Origin of the sequence: Paludicola sp. MB14-C6 (genome assembly GCF_030908625.1) — a bacterium.
In the GTDB taxonomy this organism is placed as follows: Bacteria; Bacillota; Clostridia; order Oscillospirales; family Ruminococcaceae; genus Paludihabitans.
Genome location: NZ_CP133133.1, coordinates 983,373 through 1,006,622, shown reverse-complemented (window position 1 = coordinate 1,006,622; position 23,250 = coordinate 983,373). Strand labels below are relative to the sequence as shown.

Below are 23,250 nucleotides of genomic sequence, written 5' to 3'. Positions count from 1 at the left end.
ATTGTTTCCTGAACCAATATACTAAAGTGATTTCTTCTAATGCAAAGCATGGTTACTATTTTAAATGCATTGAATTGTTCCATTAGTATTTGATTTTTATAAAGTTTCTATTCACGGGCGATTAATAAGCAATGTGGAAGTATTAGATTGTACTTTTTAAAATTAGAAAAACAATATTTTTCATTATAAAATTTAACAAAAGCAAACAGCAGGGAAAGTCCCTGCTGTTTGCTCAGCTTGTAGAAAAAGTCCCCTAAATTTGATGATTTAGGGGACTTTTGACGCGAAAAATGGTATAATTAAATAGGGTGATTAAATGTTAGTTAAAGCTAAAAAAGACCGAACACAAGTAGAGTTTTTGTGCTTAGAAGAATTTATTCCAGCAGAACATTTGCTTAGAAAAATAGATAGTGCAGTGGATTTCTGTCATATATATGATTTCGTAGAGGATTTGTATTGTAAAGATAATGGAAGACCAAGCATAGACCCAGTAGTACTAATCAAAATGGTCTTAATACAACATTTGTATGGAATAAGTTCGTTGCGCAAATTGGTAGAAGAAGTACAAATGAACTGTGCATATCGTTGGTTTTTAGGATATTTAATGACAGAACAAATACCTCACTTTACAACAATAAGTTATGCCTTTAAACATAGATTTAACGAGAATACTATTGCATGCATTTTCAACTGGATATTGAATGAAATCAATGATATGGGATATCTTGACCCAGAGGTGGTATTTGTAGATGGAACCCATATAAAAGCAAATGCAAATATAAAAAAGGTTGTAAAGAAATCAATCCCCGTAGCAGCAAAACATTATGAGAAACAACTAATGGACGAAATCAATAAAGATAGAGAAGAACATAAAAAAAAGCCATTTGACGATACAAAGCCACCTAAAATAGAAGAAAAAATCATCAATGAATCAACCACTGACCCTGAAAGCGGTGTATTTCATAAAGGAGAGCATAAGAAATGCCTTGCTTATGAAGCACATACAGCTTGTGACAAAAAAGGCTACATTGTAGATGTTCATGTAACAGCAGGCAATGTACATGACAGCGTAGCATTCGATGATTTGTATGATAAATTAAAAGAAAACCACCCCGAAATCCAAACAATAGTGGCAGATAGTGCCTACAATACTCCCTATATTGCAAAAAGACTTATAGATGATGGAAAAGATTTATTAGTACCATATCGTAGACCAATGACAAAACAAGGCTTTTTTAAGAAATATGATTTTTCATATGATGAATATTTTGACTGTGTAGTATGTCCAAACAATAAAGTTTTACACTATTCCACCACGAATAGAGAAGGATACAAAGAATTTAAAAGCAATCCAAACGACTGTAAAATCTGTGGGTTTCGTTACAAATGCACTGAAAGTAAAGAATTCCAGAAACAATACACAGTTCATGTTTGGCATGAGTACTTAGAGCAAGTTTCAGATATTCGTTATGCAATAAAATACAAAGATCTTTATGCACAGCGAAAAGAAACGATTGAGCGAGTTTTTGCTGATGCGAAAGAAAAATACGCAATGCGTTATACACCTTATCGAAGTCTTGCCCAAGTAACAAACTGGGTTAGGCTTAAATTTGCGTGCATGAACCTTAAAAAGCTGGCAATACATAAGTGGAGGGTGAACTCTCCTTTTTGTATCCTTTCCACTTTTTTTAAATTTTCAACCATATATTCAAAAGCCCGACTTTGGTTACGCCAAAATCGGGCTTTTTCTTCAGACTGAGCAAACAGCAGGGAAAGTCCCTGCTGTTTGCTTTATGCTTATTTCATTCTAAATAAATCAATAAATGTCATTGAAAACAAACTAGGAGTTTCCTCTGATATATTTAATGACTTGTGTACCGGCTTTTGCACCATCGGAAACCGCTTTCGATATTTGCAGCAATCCACCAACACAGTCGCCGGCTGCATATAAACCGGGAATGTTAGTTGCCATGTTCTCGTTTACAGTAATTGTAACACCTTCGGTTTGTGCACCCAATTTTTTTGCTAAATCGCTGCTAGAAGCAACTCCTACAGCAATAAAAATACCGGAAGTAGCTAAAGTTTCACCATCTTCAAATAAAACATTTTGAATGGTTTGTTCACCTTCAAAAGCCTTTATTTTCTTTTTGTTTACTTGAATATTGCATGGAATTGTAGTAGCAAGCTCTTCACCATTCGTAAGAATAGTAACTGAATTTGCAACAGCCACTAATTCTTGTGCTTCATGTAATGCATAATCACCATTGCCTAGTACACATACATCTTTCCCACGATAAAAGAATGCGTCGCACACTGCACAATAGCTAATACCTTTGCCCTCATATTCTTTGATGCCTTGTATTTTAGGTGCACTACGTGAAGTGCCTGTTGCGAGTATAATTGCATCAGCAGGATATTGCTTGTTTTTTGTTATAACAGTTAGTTTTTCTTCAAATCCAATGGATACAACCTCATCAGTAATCATTTCGCATCCTAAGCGTTTTGCAGCAGCAATACCCGCATTTACAAGCTCTTTACCGCTGATAGGTTCTGCAAAACCATAATAATTCTCGATTTTGTCTGCTTTTTGTAATGCGCCTAAATCACGGCCAATAACAGTAGTCTTTATATTTGCACGCATCGTATAAAGCGCTGCGGAAATTCCAGCAGGTCCATTTCCAATTATGATAACGTTTTTCATCTCATCACTCCTTGTTAGGTTATGTATTGCTTTATATTTTACAATGTATTAATTTTAATTTCAACATACAGGCTTGACTTTTTTCAAAGATTCGGTCATAGTTAAAATATATTATATTAATAAGTGAGGGAACAGTATGAGTAATTTAAAAGGAACAAAGACAGAAGCAAATTTATTAACAGCCTTTGCTGGAGAATCACAAGCTAGAAATAAGTATACTTATTATGCTTCTAAGGCAAAAAAGGAAGGCTTTGAACAAATTGCAGCTTTATTCTTAGAGACTGCAAACAATGAAAAAGAACATGCGAAAATTTGGTATAAATTATTGCATGATGGTGTTGCTGATACTGCAACGAATTTGAAGGATGCAGCAGATGGCGAAAACTATGAGTGGACCGACATGTATGCTACTTTCGCTAAAGAAGCAAAAGAAGAAGGCTTTGAAAAAATCGCTTATTTGTTTGAAGCAGTAGGTAAGATTGAGAAAGAACATGAAGAAAGATATCGTACACTTCTTAAAAACTTAGAAGAAGAAAAGGTATTTAAAAAAGAAGAAAAGCAAGTTTGGCAATGTGCAAATTGCGGATATACATACGAAGGAACAAGTGCTCCTGAAAAGTGCCCTGTATGTGACCATCCACAAGCATATTTCCAAGTAGTAGCAAAAAACTATTAAAACGCTATAATATCATTCATATGAAACTCCAAAGGATTTTATCTTTTGGAGTTTTCTAAAAAAATATAATAAACCAGATAATAAATTGTTATAACCTACACAATACATTATTTTGTTTACTATAGTAGTGTTACATATTTTTGATACGATTATTAAAAAAAGATATAACCATCATAAAAAAGCAAAAGTGTCATTCATAAAAGTATTTTTTTTAAATGGCATTTTTGCTTTGATTTATGATATTACTTGAAAAATAAGGGTATCTGATATATAATTTATGATTGATGATTCTTATTTGTAACAATAATATGGTAAGAAATCTAAATAGACAAAAATAAAGGTAGTGAAAATATGTTGAATTTGTTTTTAGATAGCACATGGGCTAATGGGGTTGCGTTAGCCGGTATACTTGTGGCTTTTCTTGTAACATTTCTAGTGCTAAAAAAAGGAAATGGTTTCTTGCCAAAAGATCAAGGCAGAGAATTTGCCCATGATGGAAAATTATCTGAAGGTAAACCTCGTGGTGCCGGATTTGTTTTTATCATTGTATTTGCTGTGGTAACAATATTGTTTGGCAAGTTTAGTATAGAAACAATTATTTATATGTTATTGGTTGTTGCCGCAATGATAACCGGTTATTTGGATGATTGCGCAAAAACGCCATGGGGAGAGTATATTAAAGGCTTTCTAGACTTTGTAATCGCAGTTGTAACGGCAATTACGTTTATTAATTTTAATGGTAGCGATGTTACGTTTGCCTTCTTTGGAACAACAATAACGTTTAACCCTATTGTATATGGTATTCTGGCTGTTGTGTTAATTTGGGTATCTATTAACGTTACAAACTGTACAGATGGGGTAGACGGGTTATCTGGAACGATTGCTATTATATCTTTAGCAACGATTTCAGTTGTAAACTCTATTCAAGGAAACGGGCAATCCTTTAATTATGTTATCTTTATCTTATGTGCAGCTATATTAGCTTATCTATGGTTTAATGCAAACCCAAGTAAGCTTATGATGGGCGACGCAGGTTCACGTGCAATCGGTTTGTTTATTGCTATCGCAATATTAAAGACAGGTAGCCCTTTCTTATATATTCCAATTTGTATTGTGTTTATCATTGATGGAGGATTAGGCTTAATTAAGGTTGCTTTGTTACGTTTTTTAAAGATTCATATTTTAAAAAATACACGTACGCCAATTCATGACCATGTGCGAAAAACGATTGGTTGGTCAAACACGCAAACCGTTTCAAGATTTGCTATTTTGCAATTAGTCGCTTCAGTTATCGTAGTATATTTATTGCTAGTATAGAGAATATAAAAAGGTGTCCTTGATGGACACCTTTTTATATTTATAGCTTCTTCAATAGTTTCATGTACTGTCCGTACTCATCTTCGCCTTCAAAAATAATATCAGTAAAGCCTTTTTTCTGATAAAGATGGATTGCTGGAAGGTTATCCGTATCAACGCCTAAGGCAATCTCTGAAAGACCAAACTCACGAGCTTTCTGAGTCAAAAAGTCCACAATTTTACTACCAATTCCTTGATTTCGGTATTCATCTTTCACTACTAATCGTGATAGATAAATTCTTCGGTTGGGAATCGTATAGTCACTATCGCCTGTATCAAATACTAATGCACCTTCACCTATAAACTCACCATTTATTTTATAGATAAATATGATACGATTACCGTCAATCATTTGTTTCATCCATTTTTGTGCGTGAGGCTGCTTGCTCATATCCCATATATTTTGACATTTATAATAGTCCTTAGGAGTAAGCTGCTCAATCGTATGCATTGAATCTTTTCCTTTCTAGCAAATTTACAACGGTAAATCTCTTTTATGAAATACCCACATACCAGCACCATATAATACAACTGCTATACTACCAAGTATCGTAAAGCAGATTCCAACTCCATCTGCACCAGCAATAATGTCATTTGGATTAAACAGCGTAAAAATAGAGGCATATTTAAAGTTTTCCAGCTTTTCACCCGTATTTGCCAACATCTGAATGATATAAAAAGCTATGGGTAATCTTGCACCAATTGCAAGTGAGTTTTTCGTATCATTGAATAAGCATGATGCAAAGAAACCAATTCCGGTTAACGCAAAATGCAGTAGTAAGACACCAAAGTTCATATAGACAAAAGTAGGAATGTCTAATTTACCGGGGAAGGTAGCTTCACTGCAAATAATACCTAAAACAGTTGCGTATGATACCATTATTGTAACACTCGCTAAAAGAAAAGCTGCTTGTGTAACGGCAATTTTGATACGTGTATTTGGTGTGGATAAGAAATAAGCCATAGAACCACGATCAACATGCTTTGCGATTAAACGATTTGATACGATAATTCCATATACCATAACGAAAATAAGCATAATAAAACCATATAAGTAAGATGCTAAAAATCCGATTAGCGTGGTCGCTTGAAAATCAAAGCCAAATGCAGACATCATTTCTTTGGGCATAGTAGCCATCAATTTTTGCATTGTTTCTTGTGTTTCAGGGCTATACATTCCGACAATAAGAGTAAAATACATTGTAATTACTGCAGCAAAAATTAAAAATACTATGTAATTAGATCGAATCGTACGTTTCAATAAAGGCAAACTAAACATTTTTTTGTCCTCCATTTCCATAGTAATTCATAAAGACTTCTTCTAGGCTTTGGCTAGCAACATCCAAATTGGTAACTTGATATTTTGTCATTGCTTGTAAAAAAGGAGACATATCACCTTGTAATGATACTGTTACAATATTATTATGAATTGATATTATATTAAGCGGTTCTTGTGAAAATGCTTGTGCTTCTTGTTGAGTAGATAGAGAAACAACATAGTTTTTGCGTTTGCTTGCTTTTAAGGTGTCAATATCATCAATAGCAACAAGCTTGCCTTCACGAATAATACCAACACGGTCACAAGTTCGTTCAACCTCTTCAAACATATGGGAAGACATTAAAATGGTTTTGCCTTTTTGCTTTTCTTCTAATATAAGTTCAACAAAGCGATTTTGCATCAATGGATCTAACCCACTGGTTGGTTCATCAAGAATTAGAATATCAGGATCATGCATAAAGGAGCATACAATGCCGATTTTTTGCTTCATGCCTTTTGACATTTTTTTGATTCTTCCTTTTGGATTTAGCTCAAAGCGTTCCATTAACTCATTTGCTTTCTTGAGATCATTCAATCCACGAAGCTCTGCAATAAATTTTACAAGTTGTGTACCTGTCATATCATCTACAGTAGGCATTTCTCCTGGTAGATATCCAAGACTTTTTTGGATTGTATGCGCACTTGTTCTGCAATTCAATCCGTTAATGGTGCAACTTCCGGAATCAGCATTTAAAAATCCGAGCAGGTGGCGAATGGTTGTTGTTTTTCCCGCACCGTTTGGCCCTAGAAATCCGAATACTTCGCCTTTTTCAATTGAAAAGGATACATCAAAAACGCCCTTATTGTTGCCGTAGTCTTTAGTTAGGTTATAAATTTCAATCATGCTCATGATAGATATTCCTCCTTATAAAAATTAGCCATTAATATATCAAGAATGACATTGTAATCATCCATTATCTTTTGCATATCTGTTTCTCCTCGTTGAAAGACCTCTTGCATATAGCCATATGATGTCCAGTTGATAATTTTCATCAAAATATCAGGAGAAATATTGTCTTTTAATTTACTATAGTCAATATTACTATAACTTTTCGCGATTGCTTCAGGGCTTATGCTGTTGTTTATTCGGTCAATGTCTGCTTTTACATCAGTATGGGTTTCAAAATATGCTTTCATTAAAAACTGAAAGAAGAATGGATATTGCTGCAACAGTTCCAATTTAATTTGCTCGGCATTTTTAATACGATGAAAAAAATCGGTGTTAGTAGTATCTAGCTTATCAAAAAAGTAGGTCGCCATCATATCATAACAATATTGATATAAAGATAAGTATAATTTCTTTTTGTTTCCAAAGTAGTGAAAAATAAGTCCTTTTGAAACCTCTGCTTTTGCGACAATTTCATCAATTGCAGTTTTTTTATAACCATTTATTGAGAATTCTTCTAAAGCCGCATTGATTATGCGTTCTCGCTTATCATTTTGCTTATTATTTTCGTTCAATTGCTCACTTCCTAATTTTGATTGACTGTTTTGGTCAATACTAATATAGCCCTATTGACTAAATTAGTCAATAGGGTTTGAAAAATAATTGTTTTATCTTGGAATTAATGCTATACTAAATAAAAAGGTAATTTAGAAAAGGGAAGATACTATGGAAATTGAACGTTTACAAAAAGAAGATATTCTATTATATAAAGACTTAATAGATGGATGTTTTGGACAAAGCACAGATATTGAGCAATACCAAAAATATGAGTTGAATGGTAATTATGATATTCTTGTAGCAAAGGAAAATAACGAGATAATGGGTAGTGTTACTTTGTATAAGATTGATCTTTTTACATTTGATTTTCAACCATGTTTGATGCTTTTTAATGTTGCAGTAAAGCAAACACATAGGCGCAAAAAAGTTGCAGAAACACTTTTGAACCATGTCAAAAAGTTTGCAAAAGATAATGGTTATCGCTCTATTTCGCTAACGTGTCTTGATGATGCATACCCTGCACATAAATTATATGAAAGTGTAGGATTCAAAAAAGCAAGTAGTATAAAATACAATTTGAGTATTGAATAAAGAGGAGTGTTTCTATGGATGACAAAATCATAGTCACCAATAAAGAAGCGATTATCCCGACGCATAAAGCAGATCATGACCTTTACGAATATCGAAAATATAAGGTGACCTCTAGTGAAGATAGCGGACAATGTTATGTTGCTTTTTATGAAATTCCACCACATAAATATAACTACCCTTATCATTATCATATTAGCAATACAGAAGTATTCTATATTATTAGTGGAATAGGTGTATTAGAAACTCCAGAAGGAAATCGCAATATTACAACTGGAGATGTAATTGTATGTCCTCCAACGAAGCAAAGTGCTCATCGTATTCAAAACGTATCGGATACGCAACCTTTAGTCTATATTGATGTGGATACTACCCGTTTCCCTGACATTGTGCATTATCCTCATTCAGGTAAAACAGGGATTATCATGTCAAGTGAACCAAGTGTATTCTTTCAAGATAATTCAAACGTAGATTATTATGATGGAGAATAAAAAAAGAGAAGCGAAAGCTTCTCTTTTTTCTATACAATTTTAGTTGTCCAATCTTCAACATTCCAAATTGCAGTTGCAACATCTTCATAAAATTCAGGTTCATGGCTAACTAATAAAACGGTTCCTTTAAATTCTTTTACCGCTTTTTTTAGTTCTTCTTTCGCCTCTACATCAAGATGGTTTGTCGGTTCATCGAGTACCAATAGGTTTGCTTCTTTCATCATCAGTTTACATAAACGTACTTTTGCATTTTCTCCGCCCGAAAGAACACGCATTTGGCTTGTGATGTGTTCATTGGTTAAACCGCAGCGAGCGAGTGCTGCACGTACTTCACCGGCATTCATAGAGGGAAACTCGTCCCATAATTCATCTAAAGCAGTTTTAGATGAGGCGCTTTCCTCTTGCTCGAAATAGCCGACTTCCATAAATTGATCGTGGGCAACGGTTCCACTGATTGGGGGAATAATTTGCAACAAGGTTTTAAGCAATGTGGATTTTCCAAGTCCATTTACACCTTTAATTGCAATCTTCTGGTTTCTTTCAACATGAAAATTCAATGCCCTTGTAAGCGGTTCATTATATCCGATAACTAAATCTTTTACTTCAATTACATATTTACCGGGAGTTCTTGCCTCTTTAAAAGAAAAGGTTGGCTTAATCTTTGTTTTGCCAAGCTCTATAACATCCATTTTGTCAAGCTTTTTCTGACGGCTTTTTGCCATATTTGCAGTAGCTGCTCTCGCTTTATTTCTTGCAACGAAATCTTCAAGCTGTGCAATTTCCTTTTGCTGTTTTTCATAAGCTTGCTCTAATTGTCTGCGTTTTAATTCATGCATTTCAAGAAAATAATTGTAATCTCCGGAATAACGAGTTAATGTTGCATTTTCTACATGATAAATTACATTGATTACATTATTCATAAAGGTAGTGTCATGGGATACTAAGATAAAGGCATTATCGTAGTTCTTTAAGAAGTTTGTGAGCCAATAAACATGGTTTTCATCTAAGAAGTTCGTAGGTTCATCGAGAATTAAAATCATAGGGTTTTCAAGCAGCAGCTTTGCAAGCAATACCTTTGCACGTTGTCCACCACTCAATTCATTTACTAAGCGATCAAGACCGATTTCTCCTAAACCTAAACCATTTGCATACTCTTCTATTTTAGAGTCTATCGTATAAAACCCATTATGCTCTAGGCTTTCTTGTATTTCACCTACATCTTCCATCAAAACAGCCATCTCTTCGTCAGTACAGTCTGTCATTTTATCATACATAGCAAGCATTTCTTGCTCTAATTCGAACATATGTGAAAAGGCATCACGTAATACTTCACGGATTGTTTTTCCTTGTGTTAAAACTGTGTTTTGGTCTAAATAACCTGTTGTAATTCGTTTACACCAGCTGATATTTCCCTCATCAGGCATTAGCTTGCCAGTTATGATATTTAAAAAGGTGGTTTTACCTTCACCATTTGCACCAACTAATCCAATATGTTCGCCTTTTAATAGTCGAAACGATGCATCCTCTAATATTTGACGTCCACCAAACCCATGGCTAACGTGTTCAACATTTAATATACTCATTCGTTACCTCTTTACAATAGTTTTGATTTTTGCAATCTTGAAGATTATTATATCATGAATTAGAATGTACTTGCAAATAGATTTCTTGATTAAAGTAGTGATTATTCTCCCACAAAATGTAGGGAGCGATGCCCTCATCGCTCCACTCCGTTTTATTTCCATTTTATTCTTGATATCCATCCATCATATTGTTTGATATTATCAACAACTTTCATCGCTTCTTCTCTCGTTGTGGCAGGGGCAGAAATGATAATACCATCATCTTCACTCCACTCCCTTCTACCTTCCAATTCTTTATAAACACATATTAAAGTTTTGTCCCAGTTGGGATTGCGATAGATAGTACCAAGAGATTTAAAGTAAAATGTTTTTTTGTCCATATATTGTAGATGAGCATCATTATTAAAAAAGGTAAAAGGCCTGAGTTCATGGGTTCCGTCAGATGTATAGTCGTATCCATCAATACAAATAGTTCCTTTAAAGGTATCTCTACGAAATAGATAATCTTTGTAAATACCCTTTATTTTGATTTGCGTTTGTTTTTGATAATTTGCATTTCCATTTTGCCATTCAAAAGCTGGAACTATTTTATCAATCTTTCTTGGAATAGGAAAAATACACACTAAAACGATAATGAAAAATAAAATAGCTACAATTTGTATTGCTTTTTTATTTGTTTTCATAAATTTCTCCTTTACCAAACAATAGTTCCACATTTATTGTATCATATAATTACAGCGGAAACAATATATTACATTCATACAAATGGTAAATACTAATATTACAATACTAAATATGCAAAATATAAAATAAAATGCAATATTTATAGACATCATCAGCCGAATCCGTTATAATTAATCTATATATAAATAAATGGAATAGGGGAGATAGAATGAAGAAATGGTTTGCAATTATTATTGTAATGATACTTTGTTTAGGCTGCGTACAAGCAGTTTATGCAAATGCGACACCAATGATGACCAAGCAAAGCAAAAAAACAATTATGATTAGTATTTATGATAATATCAAACAAAACCATGTTGTTGAGAATACAAAAATCTCCTTGGATAACGAAACCAGTATATTAAGTACAATGCAGCAATTGAAGGACAAAAATTTAATAAAAGACTATGCAATGAAAAATGGCAAAATTTCCGAAGTGCGGCTTTTAGATGATACAGTGTGTAAAATTCAAACAGAACCATATCCAACTGAATTTACAGTAAAACAAAACGGAATTTATGTTCTTCAAAATTTAGATACGACTATGGTAAAGGATGGCGATATTATAGAGTGGATTTATTCCAAGCAGACCACTCAAGTCGAATCAGCTAACCCCAATACAACATCAAGTTATCAAATAAAAGATACCGGTAGATATTGGAATGATAAAACAAATGAATCTTTAAATCAATCAACGAATTGGTTGCACTTAAATAATAAAAGCAATAGTTCCTCCTATCTAATTAGTATGGGTGTTGCCGGAAGAACAGCTGATATTAAAGCAGTTAATGATTTCGTGGATAGTGTTAAAATAAAGCATGACTATGAGACTCCAATGGCTATTGCTAAAAACATAATGGCACTCACATTTTGCGGATATGATGCAAGTTTAAATGAATATGGAAGCTTAGTAAAACTACTTAGTAATTATCCAAACATTATGAATGCAGGTATTTTGGGAGCTGTTGATACGTTAATTGCATTAGATTCTAATCACTATACTTTACCAAAAGACGCTATCAATACTCGAGATAAATTGATTTCCAATATTCTTGAATTTCAGCAACAAGACGGCGGCTTTTCCATTATGAAAAGCTCTGCATCTGATATTGATACAACTGCAATAACACTTACAGCGTTAGCAAATTATAAAGAGCAGATACTAGTACAAAGCGCAATAGATAAAGGGTTAATTTATTTATCAAAAAGTCAAACTGGAAAAGGTGGATTTGAATTTTCAGGTCAGGAAAATAGTGAGAGTTTAAGCGCAGTTATTATTATGTTAAATACTTTGGATATTTCATTAGATGATATTCGGTTTCGTAAAAATTCGCAATCCTTAGTAGATCAATTGCTATCCTATCAAAATAGTGATGGCGGTTTTGCACATATTAAAGGTGAAAAGAGTTTAAACAATGCAACAGAGCAAGCAATTGTTGCTTTAACCTCTATCAAGAAAAGCAGCAATCCTTATTCTTTATCACTTCCTATTAAATCAAGTAAGCTTACTCCGACGCCACAAGCAGCTGTTAGTAAAGATAACGCTTTTTTATTTTTACTACTTGGAATTGTGTTGATTATCATTTCTGTTAGTGCAATTGTAATTGCAAAAAGCCGTTTAATAAAAGGGAATAAATAGTATTTTTTAGAGTAAAAATATTCATTTTAAAAAACAGGTTTGATTTTTTTGTTACCTTTTGATATAATGGGTAAACATGACAGTACTATAAGCGAAAAGCGTTGGAGGCTTTGCTATGGCAATAAAAAAAATGATTCGCAGTCTTAAGAAGACAACAATATTTATTATTAAGTCGTTATTGTTTATTAGTTTATTTGTGGTTTTCTTTGGATTATTTTCTATAGACCATCCGCAAATTATTGATCAAACCAGAACAGCCGCAATAACAATGACTACTTTTGTTATTATTGGTATTAGTATGACGGCAGTTTATGGTGGCTTTGCAATTGGAAAGAAAAAAAGCAAGGATATTATATCTTCATTGGGAATTGCCGCTTTTATAACCGATGCGGTTACTTATTTGCAATTATGCATTATGAATACCCACTCGTTAGACCAAAGAATGTTTACTTTAAAAAGTATTGGAATTTTGTTAGTTATTTTCATATTGCATTTATTGATAGTTACCATATTTGTTTATTTCGGTAATTACGTTTATTTTAGAATTAACCCACCTGAAAAATGTGTGTTAATATGTTTTGATGAAGCAAGTGCTTCCGAGATTTTACCTAAAATCGGAAAGTATAAAAAGCAATATAAAGTGACTGATGTTATTTCCTTTAAGGATCCTAATTTACGTAAGCTGATTCGCCATAGTGATTCTATATTCATTTATAATGTTCCTGCACAGGATAAAAGTGATATTATCGACTATGCGTATAAACACTATGTGAATGTTTATTTGAATGCGGAATTAAGTGATATCGTAGTAAATTATTCAAAACACAATGTTTTAGATGATATGCCAATGTTAGTCTCTAATATTAAAGGACTATCTTTTGAACAAAAATTCTTAAAGCGAACGATTGATATTATTATTTCAAGTGTAGCGTTAATTGTATTCAGCCCGATTATGTTAATTGAAGCGTTATGCATTAAGTTATATGATAAAGGCCCTGTTTTCTTTAAACAAGAACGTGCAACTTTAAACGGTAAAATTTTCAATGTGCTGAAATTTAGAACGATGATTGTCGATGCGGATAAAAAAGAAGGTTATCGACCTGCTAGTGATCATGATGATCGTATCACTCCTGTTGGTAATATTCTAAGAAAGTTACGTATTGATGAATTACCACAGCTTATTAACATTTTAATTGGCGATATGAGTGTTGTTGGACCTCGTCCGGAACGTATTGAACACGTTGAAAAATACGAAAATGATTTACCTGAATTTCGATATCGTCTTCGTGCGAAGGCCGGATTAACCGGTTTAGCACAAATTGCTGGTAAATATAATACTACGCCGAAGGACAAGCTGATTCTTGACTTAATGTATATTGAAAAATACAGCGTATGGCAAGATATCGTAATTATGTTCCAAACAGTAAAAGTGTTCTTTAAATCTGATAGCACAGAAGGCTTTACAGAAGAAAGTATTGTTGAATTTGTGAAGCATCAAGAACAAGAACATCAAAGTACAGATAAATAATAAAATTAACAGGTGAGAGCAAGTTGCTTTCACCTGTTTTACTATCTAATTGACAAAATATTCATATAATGATATAATACCAAATAACTTAAGATGATTGGAGTTGGAAAGATGCGTAATTTTTCTTGCTAGTAAATTTAAAAGCATAATAGATGATGTTAAGCGGATTCGATCGCTTTTGTTTGTTGTGCTTCATGCAAGAAAGTTACAATTTTTCGAACTCATTTTATATATGACATTCTAATAGCATATCTTTGTGTGCTATGTGTCCTTCTGTATATTTTGAGCTGCAAGAAATAGCTTTCTTGCAGCTATTTTATTTGTATTAGGAGGATTTTTATATGTCACTTATTAATATTTCAGATTTAACATTTGCTTACGATGGAAGCTATGATAACATCTTTGAAAATGTATCGTTTCAAATAGATACTGATTGGAAACTAGGCTTTTCAGGCAGAAACGGTAGAGGAAAAACAACTTTCTTAAACTTGCTATTGGGTAAGTATGAGTATAGCGGAACAATTGCAACCAATATGCAATTTGAGTATTTTCCATACGAAATAGAGGATTATTCAAAGTTAACGATTGATGTTATTCATTCTATCCACTTTGATTTTCAAGAATGGGAGCTTATTCGGGAGTTATCGTTACTGGATGTATCGGAAGACGTTTTAGATCGCCCTTTTTCTACGCTTAGCAACGGTGAACAAACAAAGGTATTATTAGCAACATTATTCTTAAAAGAAAATAGTTATTTGCTCATTGATGAGCCAACTAACCATCTGGATAGTAAGGCAAGACGAATTGTGAGTGATTATTTAAAGGCTAAACATGGTTATATTTTAGTTTCTCATGACCGTAAGTTTTTAGATCATTGCGTAGATCATATTTTATCAATTAACAAAACTAACATTGAAATTCAAAAAGGTAACTTTTCTTCTTGGTGGGAGAATAAACAAATGCAGGATAACTATGAAATGGAAGAGAATGAAAAGCTGCAAAAGGATATCAAACGCTTAACCAAAGCAGCAAAACGTACATCTGACTGGTCAAATCAAGTGGAAGCAAGGAAAATAGGGTTTGACCCTACAAAAACTGAGAAAAGTTTAACTCGAAGAGCTGTTGAAGGTGCAAAATCAAAAAAAATGATGAAACGTTCGAAAGCAATTGAATTTCGCCAATGTCAAGCAATTGAAGAAAAATCGAAATTGCTTAAAAATATAGAAAATGCGGAACAGCTTAAGATATCTCCACTTTCATTTTACACTAAAACTTTGGTTAATCTTGAAGATGTATCTATTTTTTATGGAGAAAAACAAGCCTGTTCCAACGTTAGCTTTACAATAGAGCAAGGCGATCGTATTGCGCTTTGTGGGAAAAACGGTACAGGAAAATCCAGTATTATAAAGTTAATTTGTGGAGAACAACTCACCTATACCGGAAAGCTTGAGAAAAGTAGCCGACTTGTTATTTCGTATGTTTCCCAGGACACTTCTTATTTGAAAGGGAATTTGTCCGAGTTTGCAGTTTTACACAATATTGACGAGAGTTTGTTTAAAACAATATTGAGAAAATTAGATTTTACAAGAACAATGTTTGATAAAAATATGGAATCATTCAGTGGAGGACAAAAGAAAAAGGTACTCATAGCAAAAAGTCTATGTGAAAAGGCACATCTTTATATCTGGGATGAACCATTGAATTTTATTGATGTTTTATCCCGTATGCAAATTGAAGAGTTATTATTGCAATATCAGCCAACTATTCTTTTTGTGGAGCATGATACTTCATTTTGTGAAACAATCACAACTAAACGAATCAATTTGTAAACCATAGTTTGAAAACCAATATGAGTATGCTATAATTTATTTATTATTTCAGAAAACAGGGAGAGAGGATAGAAATGATTCGATTTGAATGTGATTATGCGGAAGGTGCACATGAACGCATTATAAAAAGACTAGTGGAAACCAATTTAGAGCAAACACCGGGCTATGGAAAAGATGAGTATTGCGAAAAAGCAAGAAAGGTAATTCTTGATTTATGTAAGAATGAAAGTGCTGAGGTCCATTTTTTAGTTGGCGGAACACAGACGAATGCAACGGTGATTTCGGCAACTCTTCGCCCACATCAAGGCGTTATTTCTGCAGATACAGGACATATTAACGGACATGAATCTGGTGCGATTGAGGCAACCGGTCATAAAGTACTTGCAATTGACAATGTTGACGGCAAGATTTCCGCAGAGCAAGTAGAGAGAGTTTATCAACAACATTGGAATGACTCCGCTCATGAACATCTTGTGCAACCCGGAATGGTATATATTTCTCATCCAACTGAAACAGGAATGCTATATTCAAAACAAGAATTAGAAGCATTAAGTAAAGTATGCAGAAAATATAGCTTGCCATTATTTTTAGATGGCGCACGTTTAGGATATGCGTTAGCATCTGAAAAGAGCGATGTTACGCTTTCTGATTTGGCAAATTTATGTGATGTATTTTATATTGGCGGAACAAAAGTAGGCGCTTTGTTTGGTGAAGCGGTAGTAATAACTCACCCAATGATAAAAAAGGATTTCCGTTATTTTATAAAGCAAAAAGGCGGGATGTTGGCGAAAGGAAGATTATTAGGTATTCAGTTTGAAACATTATTTGAAGATGGATTATATCTAAGTATTGCAAAACATGCAGTGGATTTGGCTTTGGAAATCAAAAAGGCATTTCAAGAAAAAGGCTGTACGTTTTTGTATGATTCCAATACCAACCAACAGTTTCCTATTTTAAATAATAACATTATAGTAAAGTTATCAGCAAAATACTCATTTCAAGAATGGGAAAAAATCGATAATCATTATACTGCAGTACGTTTTTGCACAAGTTGGGCAACAAAAGAGGAAGATGTAAAAATGCTAACTCAAGATATTATCAATTTGTAGTTAATAAAAGGTATTCACAAGAGATTGTGGGTACCTTATGCTTTTTTAGTTTACCTATTGAATTTTTTATCTTTAAGGATTATAATGCAGACAGAATAAAGACGGAGGGGATTTTTATGGGTATAATACTAGATGCTAATAAGATGCCGATGTTGTGCGGAATTAGCTTTGGTTACGATTTGAAACGTGATGACTATTTAACCGATGCTCCATTACACTCGCTGGAGGCTATGGTAAGTGAAACAAATGCAAATACAGTTATCTTTGCATTTCATGCCATGCAAGATGATGCGCAATCCACTCAAATTGACTATCAGGGGGAGGAAACGCCAACAAAAGAGGGGCTAAAGCGTGTAGTTGATAAAGCCAGAGAACTTGGCCTTTATGTAATTCTAAAGCCAATGCTTGATTGCAGAAACGGAACTTGGAGAGCACACATTAACTTTTTTGATCATGATGTTCCTTGTGAACCAAAATGGAGTGAATGGTTTACATCTTATACTGAATATCAAGTACATTTTGCGAAAATTGCCCAAGAGCTTAATGTTGACATGGTTTGCATTGCATGCGAAATGGTGCAAACGCAGAGAAGAGAGCAAGATTGGCGGAATTGTATCAACGAAATACGTAAATACTATGATGGCCCGTTAACATGGAATTGCGATAAATATCAAGAAGAACATGTTCCATTTTGGGATGCTTTAGATGTCATTTCAGCAAGTGGATACTATCCAATTGATAATTGGGATATGCAGTTATCTCGCATTGAGCAAGTAGTTCAAAAGTATCAAAAGCCGTTTTTCTTTATAGAGTGTGGCTGTATGACTTGCAAATCATCGCCAATGGTACCAAACAACTGGATGCGGTTTGAAAACGAATTGAAACAAGCAGCAAAAGAAGCAAATATTGAATATGATAGAAATGCATTTCAAATTAACAATTTATCAGATTCTGTACATAAAGATATTTTAAAATCTGTTGTAGACTTTGATTCTCAGTCCAGTTTCTATGAAACTGTATTATCAACTTGTGAAAAGTATTCCTTTGTAAGAGGCTTTGGTCTATGGGATTGGGAAGGAAAATTGCAATTTGATGAGAATACAGTGAAATATGATGGAGGATATGGCATACATCTAAAGCAATCAGCCAATGTCGTAAATAGGTATTACACCAAATGGCGAAAAATGTACTAACGGTAAGGGCAGGTAATTATCAATAATATAGCAGTCGCATTCTTATTAACAGCAATTGCAAGACTTTCAACAAGAATAGGAAGTATGGCAATAATGGCTGTTAATTTAATAATGTATATTAAATTGGTTCTACATATTTCTCATTCATTATGAAACACTACTTTTGAGGTGAGGATTATGTCAGATAAAAATAAAAAGGTATCAAAGAAGCAATCAAAGCAAGAGCAAGCAATGAACAATTTTACGAATTCCGTTGTAACGGATTCCTATCAAAATCAACCTCATAACACAAAAAAAGAGGCACTAGGACCAAATACCAAACGATGAAAGAAAGCTGCAGATTTCTGTAGCTTTTGTTTTTGAATAAGCAGTACCTTTTTAATGAAATTACCATACAATAGAATAACAATATGATAAGCGAAACACTGATTGATACAATAATAGGAGGTATATTTATGAATTTAAAACAAAACCAAATAACGGTAGAAGAGCTATTACGTAACCCACAAGCAAAAGCAATCTTACAAAAGGAATTACCTGAAATAATGAAACTGTCGCTCGTTAAAATGGCTGGTAAAATGACATTGCAACAAGTTTTGGAAATGAATAAAGGCTATGTTCCATCCAATCAAGTAAATCGGATATTAAAGCAATTAGAGCAAATTTAATAAGGTATAATCAGCGGCTCATTCATAACTTATCCCTATATTTCTATTGCTTTTTATGTTAGTATAAAAATAAAGTTTTTATTACTTTTAGAAAAGGAATGATGATTAAAGTGAATGTGAATGAAGTTGCTGAAAGTATAAACACGATTGCTAAGTTTTGTGGGTTGCGTGATATTGATGTTCTTAGTCAAAGTAATCTACAGAGTAAATACGGCTTTCAACGTGCAGATGTTCTGATTTTATTTGGTGGAAGCATACCATATGGTTGTGATATTGCTGCGCAAGCTATTTTGAACGGTGTTGCAAATCACTTTATGATTGTAGGGGGTGTAGGTCACACCACAGAAAGTTTACGTCAAAAGCTGAAGCAATCCTATCCTCAAATTGAAACAGATGGACGAACAGAATCTGAAATTATGGCTGAATACATAAAAATAAGATATAAAATAGAGCCTGATTGGTTGGAATGTGAATCCACTAACTGTGGGAATAACGTTACAAATGCGTTAGCCATTTTAAAGCAAAATCATATTCCACATGACAGCATAATTGTGATTCAGGATTCTACGATGCAGCGTCGCATGGTGGCTGGGTTTAAAAAACATTGCAATTCTAAAATAATCAGTTATGCAGCTTATACAAATCCTGTAGTTGTAAATAGTAATTGCCTTGCATTCGAACATGATGATATTTGGGGAATGTGGGATATAGAGCATTATATTACATTGTTAATGGGTGAGATCCCTCGTTTGACTGATAATGCGGATGGGTATGGACCAAATGGAAAACAATTTATAGCACATGTTGACATTCCTCAAGAAGTTTGCAAGGCATTTGATGCTTTGCAAACTCAATATGTGGACTCTATTCGAATTGCAAATCCAAAATATGCTACGAATTCTTCGGCAGTTGATTCCAAAGAAATATCAAATAGAGATGATTTGGAAAATCAATTACTTATACATAAAGCCATTGAATTTGCAACATTGGCACATGACGGACAAAAGAGAAAGGGTAGTAATGTGCCTTATATCGTACACCCATTTGAAGTAGCACAGATATTAACTTTGCAAGGTGCTTCAGAACAGGTAATTGTCGCAGGGTTGCTGCATGATACCATTGAAGATACGCATGTAACAATAGAAGAAATACAAACTCTATTTGGTAAAGAAATTGCACATCTTGTAGCTGGAAATTCTGAAAATAAAACACTACCTTGGGAAGAACGAAAACAACATACCATTAACTATATGAAAGAAAACGCAACTTTTGAGGAAATGATGATTTGTTGTGCAGATAAATTATCAAATCTAAGAAGCTTAAAATCAGATTACATGATTTTAGGAGAGGGCTTATGGAAACGCTTTCACAGAGGAAAAGAACATCAAAAGTGGTATTATGACAGCTTGCTAAATGCGCTAAGTTCATTATGTGATTATTCTATGTATGAAGAGTATATTACGATTTTTCATAATGTTTTTGATGAATAGTTCAGTTATCTAAATAGAAAAAGTCTCCCGAAAGGGAGACTTTTTCTATTTAGAGGATGGCTTTAGTGTTTCATAATAGGTTGTAATGTTATCTTTCAGTACTTCAATAAATTTTGTTGCGGTTGTAGATAAGTATTTGTTTTTATTATAAATTAAGCTGTATGGATAGAATTCATTTTGATATTCGAATGGAAGTTTTGTTAATAACCCAATCTCTAATTCTAATTGAACAGCTGCAAGCGGCATTAATGAAACGCCTAGATTAGCAATAACTGCACGCTTAATCGCATCAATACTGCCAAGATACATACTGATATTTTCGGATATATGTATATCATCAATGAATTTTTCGTAATAAGCATAAAGTTGAGAATCTGTTTTATGTACAATAAAGCTCATTTTTTTAAGATCAGTTAAAGTAATTTTATCTTTTTTTGCGAATGGGTTATTTGGTGAAGCTGCAATAATTAGCTTATCATCCATTAACTTGTCTACAAAAATATGATTGTTGTATAGACTGTTTCCACCATTCACAGCGATATCAAGAGTTCCATTGTTAATGAGATGTCCTATTTCGGATGTGTTTCCAATATGTAAGTTTATATTTACATTTGGGTATATTTTTTTGAACTCACCAATAATAGAGGGCAAAATATAAGTTCCGGGAGTATTGCTTCCACCAAGATTGAGAGTTCCGCCAACATATTCTTTTTTGTTGGAAATATTGTTTTCTACTTCTTCAATAATGGCAAATATCTTTTGTGTATAATCATAAAGCATTGTGCCGTTTTCACTTAAATAGATTTTGTTTCCAATTTTATTAAACAGTTTAAGCTCAATTTGTTCTTCAAGTTTTTTCATTTGGATAGAAAGAGCAGGTTGGCTTATGTGTAGAATTTCAGAAGCTTTTGTAAAGCTTTGTTGCTGGGCAACGGTATTGAATATTTCCAAATAATGCAAATCCATAGTTTCACTCATTTCTTTTATTATCCAGTTAATTACATAGAATAAATTTAGTATATAATATGAATATATTTCTTATATTTGAATTATACCACATATCTTCATATAATGGAACAGGTGAATTGTATTGTATATAATTCATACCGCACCAAGAAATGTTTTCTTGGTGTTTATTTAAGAGGGAGTGAAGTGTGAAAATAGAAATTCGGTTAATATGAGACGATAATAAATGAAGATAAATAGCTGATACTTTCAACAAAGATAGTAAAATAGCAAGTTTATCCTGGAAGGGAGTTTATAATGCCTACTGCAATTCTCTTACCTATGCAAATTTTTGCGATAGGGTTTGTTATTTCTTTAACAATCGCATTGCTAATAAAAGTAATGTTAGATATCATTACTTTTATCAGCAAAAAAAAAGAAGCTAAAAAATAGTATAGCAACAGTATATTTTGAAAGACGGTGGACTTTATTAATATTTTAGATTTATTTCAAGGTATCAGTACAATGTTTGCACAAAAACCTGAAATTGTTATTGCAAGAATTGTGTTGATACTATTGGGTATTTTATTAGTTTATTTAGGCGCAAAGCAAACTTTGGAGCCTCTTATTATGATTCCTATGGGATTAGGAATGTCTGCGGTAAATGCAGGCTCATTATTTTTATCAGCAACCAAAATAGGTAACTTATTTATTGATCCAATGGTTTCAAAAACAGATGATTTAATGAATATTATGCAAATTGACTGGTTACAACCAATCTATACCTTTACTTTTAGTAATGGATTAATAGCATGTTTGGTATTTATGGGTATTGGTGTTTTAACCGATATTGGCTTTGTATTGGCTCATCCATTCATTAGTATGATTATTGCTATGTTTGCTGAATTTGGTACCGTTGCAACATTCCCAATTGCTAAGTTAATGGGATTTTCAAACGGCGAATCAGCAGCTATTTCTCTAATCGGTGGCGCAGATGGCCCTATGGTATTGTTTGGAGCGCTTACATTAGCAAAAGATTTGTTTGTTCCAATTACCATTGTTGCTTACTTATATTTAAGCTTAACCTATGGTGGCTATCCATACTTAATTCGATTAATGGTTCCGAAAAAGATTCGTGCTACTGTAATAACAGAAACCAAAAAGCCGGCACATAATATTACTTCAAAAGAGAAGTTGATTTTTGCGGTTGTAGCAAATACAGTTTTATGTTTGTTATTCCCAGTAGCTGCTCCATTGTTCTTAAGTTTCTTTATTGGAATAGCGATTCGTGAATCCGGATTAGATAAATATGCAAAGCTTGTTGAAAATGTATTTTTATATGGTGCAACGTTCTTCTTAGGATTGATGCTTGGTGTATTATGTGATGCAACAACAATTCTTGATCCAAGAATATTCAAATTACTTGTTTTAGGTATGCTTGCATTACTGCTATCAGGTATCGGCGGTATCGCTGGTGGATACATAGTATATCTATTTAAAAAGAAAAACTTCAACCCGGTTATTGGTATTGCAGGCGTATCTTGTGTTCCAACTACCGCTAAAGTAGCTCAAAAAGAAGTAACGAAAGCAAATAAATATTCATTTGTTATGCAATATGCATTAGGTGCAAATGTTTGCGGCGTTATTACAACCGCAATACTGACAGGCTTATATGTTACATTCTTACGATAATTAAATTAGCAAATGTGACGCCCCCTAAATGAATTCTTTCTCTCATTTAGGGGGCGTGTTTTATGCTTTGTTTTGCGTTATTATCTTCCTCTTCTACAGCAGGTTCGATTACAACAGTTTCTATTATTACAACTCCAACTGCAATTATTATAATAGCAGCAAGGAGCGCACCGAAATGGAAAACAACAGCAGCCATAGCTTGTTAAGTAATAGAGTTGAAGCAGTTGATTGATTGTACAAATGGTGTTATTAAAATGCATTTTTTATCCTCCTAGCT

24 protein-coding genes are annotated in these 23,250 nt (G+C 33.4%); 16 read left to right on the top strand and 8 right to left on the bottom strand.

All coding sequences use genetic code 11. From position 1 onward, the window contains the following. The first annotated feature begins 316 nt into the window (after window positions 1–316). On the top strand, window positions 317–1,759 hold the full coding sequence (locus RBG61_RS04755) for an IS1182 family transposase (protein ID WP_307946234.1): 1,443 nt from the start codon (window positions 317–319) through the stop codon (window positions 1,757–1,759). 81 nt (window positions 1,760–1,840) lie between these two features. On the opposite strand, the gene RBG61_RS04750 is transcribed toward RBG61_RS04755, so the two are convergent. Next, window positions 1,841–2,701, bottom strand: coding sequence for an NAD(P)/FAD-dependent oxidoreductase (locus RBG61_RS04750; protein ID WP_307946232.1), 861 nt, complete (start codon window positions 2,699–2,701; stop codon window positions 1,841–1,843). Between the two features lie 136 nt (window positions 2,702–2,837). On the opposite strand from RBG61_RS04750, the gene rbr reads away from it, so the two are divergent. Both rbr and RBG61_RS04740 read left to right on the top strand, forming a co-directional pair. Further along, window positions 2,838–3,377: a rubrerythrin gene (gene rbr, locus RBG61_RS04745; protein ID WP_307946231.1), complete on the top strand. Its 540-nt coding sequence runs from the start codon at window positions 2,838–2,840 to the stop codon at window positions 3,375–3,377. Between the two features lie 351 nt (window positions 3,378–3,728). Next, on the top strand, window positions 3,729–4,694 hold the full coding sequence (locus RBG61_RS04740) for a phospho-N-acetylmuramoyl-pentapeptide-transferase (RefSeq protein WP_307946230.1): 966 nt from the start codon (window positions 3,729–3,731) through the stop codon (window positions 4,692–4,694). Between the two features lie 40 nt (window positions 4,695–4,734). Here the strand turns inward: RBG61_RS04740 and RBG61_RS04735 are convergent, their stop codons facing one another. The 4 genes from RBG61_RS04735 to RBG61_RS04720 are packed head-to-tail and all read right to left on the bottom strand — an operon-like array spanning window position 4,735 to window position 7,512. Beyond that, window positions 4,735–5,184: a GNAT family N-acetyltransferase gene (locus RBG61_RS04735; protein WP_307946229.1), complete on the bottom strand. Its 450-nt coding sequence runs from the start codon at window positions 5,182–5,184 to the stop codon at window positions 4,735–4,737. A 24-nt stretch (window positions 5,185–5,208) separates the two neighbouring features. Beyond that, window positions 5,209–6,012, bottom strand: coding sequence for an ABC transporter permease subunit (locus RBG61_RS04730; RefSeq protein ID WP_307946227.1), 804 nt, complete (start codon window positions 6,010–6,012; stop codon window positions 5,209–5,211). Next, entirely contained in the window at window positions 6,005–6,901 is an 897-nt protein-coding gene (locus RBG61_RS04725; RefSeq protein WP_307946225.1) for an ABC transporter ATP-binding protein, read from the bottom strand. Before RBG61_RS04725 ends, RBG61_RS04730 begins: the two co-directional genes overlap by 8 nt. Further along, window positions 6,898–7,512, bottom strand: coding sequence for a TetR/AcrR family transcriptional regulator (locus tag RBG61_RS04720; protein WP_307946223.1), 615 nt, complete (start codon window positions 7,510–7,512; stop codon window positions 6,898–6,900). The genes RBG61_RS04725 and RBG61_RS04720 overlap by 4 nt, the downstream gene beginning before the upstream one ends. A 151-nt stretch (window positions 7,513–7,663) precedes the next feature. Between RBG61_RS04720 and RBG61_RS04715 the strand changes: the two genes are divergently transcribed. Continuing rightward, on the top strand, window positions 7,664–8,086 hold the full coding sequence (locus RBG61_RS04715; RefSeq protein WP_307946222.1) for a GNAT family N-acetyltransferase: 423 nt from the start codon (window positions 7,664–7,666) through the stop codon (window positions 8,084–8,086). 14 nt (window positions 8,087–8,100) lie between these two features. Then, entirely contained in the window at window positions 8,101–8,574 is a 474-nt protein-coding gene (locus RBG61_RS04710; protein ID WP_307946220.1) for a cupin domain-containing protein, read from the top strand. A 29-nt stretch (window positions 8,575–8,603) separates the two neighbouring features. On the opposite strand, the gene RBG61_RS04705 is transcribed toward RBG61_RS04710, so the two are convergent. Beyond that, window positions 8,604–10,157 carry an ABC-F family ATP-binding cassette domain-containing protein gene (locus RBG61_RS04705; RefSeq protein WP_307946218.1) on the bottom strand — a complete coding sequence of 518 codons (1,554 nt, stop codon included), beginning with the start codon at window positions 10,155–10,157 and terminating at the stop codon, window positions 8,604–8,606. 152 nt (window positions 10,158–10,309) lie between these two features. After that, entirely contained in the window at window positions 10,310–10,840 is a 531-nt protein-coding gene (locus RBG61_RS04700) for a hypothetical protein (protein WP_307946217.1), read from the bottom strand. Between the two features lie 209 nt (window positions 10,841–11,049). On the opposite strand from RBG61_RS04700, the gene RBG61_RS04695 reads away from it, so the two are divergent. The 8 genes from RBG61_RS04695 (at window position 11,050) to RBG61_RS04660 (ending at window position 20,336) form a co-directional block, all read left to right on the top strand. Then, entirely contained in the window at window positions 11,050–12,519 is a 1,470-nt protein-coding gene (locus tag RBG61_RS04695) for a prenyltransferase/squalene oxidase repeat-containing protein (protein WP_307946215.1), read from the top strand. Between the two features lie 115 nt (window positions 12,520–12,634). Then, on the top strand, window positions 12,635–14,047 hold the full coding sequence (locus RBG61_RS04690; protein ID WP_307946214.1) for a sugar transferase: 1,413 nt from the start codon (window positions 12,635–12,637) through the stop codon (window positions 14,045–14,047). 341 nt (window positions 14,048–14,388) lie between these two features. Beyond that, window positions 14,389–15,876: a ribosomal protection-like ABC-F family protein gene (gene abc-f / locus RBG61_RS04685; protein ID WP_307946212.1), complete on the top strand. Its 1,488-nt coding sequence runs from the start codon at window positions 14,389–14,391 to the stop codon at window positions 15,874–15,876. Between the two features lie 74 nt (window positions 15,877–15,950). After that, window positions 15,951–16,985: a threonine aldolase family protein gene (locus tag RBG61_RS04680; protein WP_307946211.1), complete on the top strand. Its 1,035-nt coding sequence runs from the start codon at window positions 15,951–15,953 to the stop codon at window positions 16,983–16,985. A 116-nt stretch (window positions 16,986–17,101) separates the two neighbouring features. Beyond that, window positions 17,102–18,178: a glycoside hydrolase family 113 gene (locus RBG61_RS04675; RefSeq protein WP_307946209.1), complete on the top strand. Its 1,077-nt coding sequence runs from the start codon at window positions 17,102–17,104 to the stop codon at window positions 18,176–18,178. A 177-nt stretch (window positions 18,179–18,355) separates the two neighbouring features. Next, window positions 18,356–18,505, top strand: coding sequence for a hypothetical protein (locus RBG61_RS04670; RefSeq protein ID WP_307946207.1), 150 nt, complete (start codon window positions 18,356–18,358; stop codon window positions 18,503–18,505). A gap of 128 nt (window positions 18,506–18,633) precedes the next feature. Further along, the gene (locus RBG61_RS04665) at window positions 18,634–18,846 is read left to right on the top strand and encodes a hypothetical protein (RefSeq protein ID WP_307946205.1); all 213 of its coding nucleotides are present in this window, start codon (window positions 18,634–18,636) and stop codon (window positions 18,844–18,846) included. A 101-nt stretch (window positions 18,847–18,947) separates the two neighbouring features. Further along, complete coding sequence (locus RBG61_RS04660; protein ID WP_307946204.1) at window positions 18,948–20,336, top strand: YdcF family protein; 1,389 nt, start codon at window positions 18,948–18,950, stop codon at window positions 20,334–20,336. Window positions 20,337–20,381: 45 nt separating this feature from the next. Here RBG61_RS04660 and RBG61_RS04655 read toward each other — a convergent pair whose 3' ends face one another. Beyond that, window positions 20,382–21,314: a LysR family transcriptional regulator gene (locus RBG61_RS04655; RefSeq protein ID WP_307946203.1), complete on the bottom strand. Its 933-nt coding sequence runs from the start codon at window positions 21,312–21,314 to the stop codon at window positions 20,382–20,384. A gap of 285 nt (window positions 21,315–21,599) precedes the next feature. Between RBG61_RS04655 and RBG61_RS04650 the strand changes: the two genes are divergently transcribed. The 3 genes from RBG61_RS04650 to RBG61_RS04640 all read left to right on the top strand — a co-directional run bounded on the left by RBG61_RS04650 (window position 21,600) and on the right by RBG61_RS04640 (window position 23,179). Beyond that, the gene (locus RBG61_RS04650; protein WP_307946201.1) at window positions 21,600–21,734 is read left to right on the top strand and encodes a hypothetical protein; all 135 of its coding nucleotides are present in this window, start codon (window positions 21,600–21,602) and stop codon (window positions 21,732–21,734) included. Between the two features lie 72 nt (window positions 21,735–21,806). After that, entirely contained in the window at window positions 21,807–22,973 is a 1,167-nt protein-coding gene (locus RBG61_RS04645) for a sodium ion-translocating decarboxylase subunit beta (protein WP_307946200.1), read from the top strand. A gap of 62 nt (window positions 22,974–23,035) precedes the next feature. Beyond that, window positions 23,036–23,179, top strand: coding sequence for a hypothetical protein (locus RBG61_RS04640; protein ID WP_307946198.1), 144 nt, complete (start codon window positions 23,036–23,038; stop codon window positions 23,177–23,179). Window positions 23,180–23,250: the final 71 nt, after the last annotated feature.

Coding starts and splice junctions, on each gene's coding strand:
- RBG61_RS04645 (WP_307946200.1), top strand. CDS start 21,807: ATGTTTGCACAAAAACCTGAAATTGTTATTGCAAGAATTGTGTTGATA.
- RBG61_RS04680 (WP_307946211.1), top strand. CDS start 15,951: ATGATTCGATTTGAATGTGATTATGCGGAAGGTGCACATGAACGCATT.
- RBG61_RS04695 (WP_307946215.1), top strand. CDS start 11,050: ATGAAGAAATGGTTTGCAATTATTATTGTAATGATACTTTGTTTAGGC.
- RBG61_RS04655 (WP_307946203.1), bottom strand. CDS start 21,314: ATGAGTGAAACTATGGATTTGCATTATTTGGAAATATTCAATACCGTT.
- RBG61_RS04715 (WP_307946222.1), top strand. CDS start 7,664: ATGGAAATTGAACGTTTACAAAAAGAAGATATTCTATTATATAAAGAC.
- RBG61_RS04700 (WP_307946217.1), bottom strand. CDS start 10,840: ATGAAAACAAATAAAAAAGCAATACAAATTGTAGCTATTTTATTTTTC.
- RBG61_RS04665 (WP_307946205.1), top strand. CDS start 18,634: ATGAATTTAAAACAAAACCAAATAACGGTAGAAGAGCTATTACGTAAC.
- RBG61_RS04750 (WP_307946232.1), bottom strand. CDS start 2,701: ATGAAAAACGTTATCATAATTGGAAATGGACCTGCTGGAATTTCCGCA.
- RBG61_RS04660 (WP_307946204.1), top strand. CDS start 18,948: ATGATTAAAGTGAATGTGAATGAAGTTGCTGAAAGTATAAACACGATT.
- RBG61_RS04650 (WP_307946201.1), top strand. CDS start 21,600: ATGCCTACTGCAATTCTCTTACCTATGCAAATTTTTGCGATAGGGTTT.
- RBG61_RS04675 (WP_307946209.1), top strand. CDS start 17,102: ATGGGTATAATACTAGATGCTAATAAGATGCCGATGTTGTGCGGAATT.
- RBG61_RS04735 (WP_307946229.1), bottom strand. CDS start 5,184: ATGCATACGATTGAGCAGCTTACTCCTAAGGACTATTATAAATGTCAA.
- RBG61_RS04670 (WP_307946207.1), top strand. CDS start 18,356: ATGTCAGATAAAAATAAAAAGGTATCAAAGAAGCAATCAAAGCAAGAG.
- RBG61_RS04690 (WP_307946214.1), top strand. CDS start 12,635: ATGGCAATAAAAAAAATGATTCGCAGTCTTAAGAAGACAACAATATTT.
- RBG61_RS04730 (WP_307946227.1), bottom strand. CDS start 6,012: ATGTTTAGTTTGCCTTTATTGAAACGTACGATTCGATCTAATTACATA.
- rbr (WP_307946231.1), top strand. CDS start 2,838: ATGAGTAATTTAAAAGGAACAAAGACAGAAGCAAATTTATTAACAGCC.
- abc-f (WP_307946212.1), top strand. CDS start 14,389: ATGTCACTTATTAATATTTCAGATTTAACATTTGCTTACGATGGAAGC.
- RBG61_RS04710 (WP_307946220.1), top strand. CDS start 8,101: ATGGATGACAAAATCATAGTCACCAATAAAGAAGCGATTATCCCGACG.
- RBG61_RS04640 (WP_307946198.1), top strand. CDS start 23,036: ATGCTTTGTTTTGCGTTATTATCTTCCTCTTCTACAGCAGGTTCGATT.
- RBG61_RS04755 (WP_307946234.1), top strand. CDS start 317: ATGTTAGTTAAAGCTAAAAAAGACCGAACACAAGTAGAGTTTTTGTGC.
- RBG61_RS04705 (WP_307946218.1), bottom strand. CDS start 10,157: ATGAGTATATTAAATGTTGAACACGTTAGCCATGGGTTTGGTGGACGT.
- RBG61_RS04740 (WP_307946230.1), top strand. CDS start 3,729: ATGTTGAATTTGTTTTTAGATAGCACATGGGCTAATGGGGTTGCGTTA.
- RBG61_RS04725 (WP_307946225.1), bottom strand. CDS start 6,901: ATGAGCATGATTGAAATTTATAACCTAACTAAAGACTACGGCAACAAT.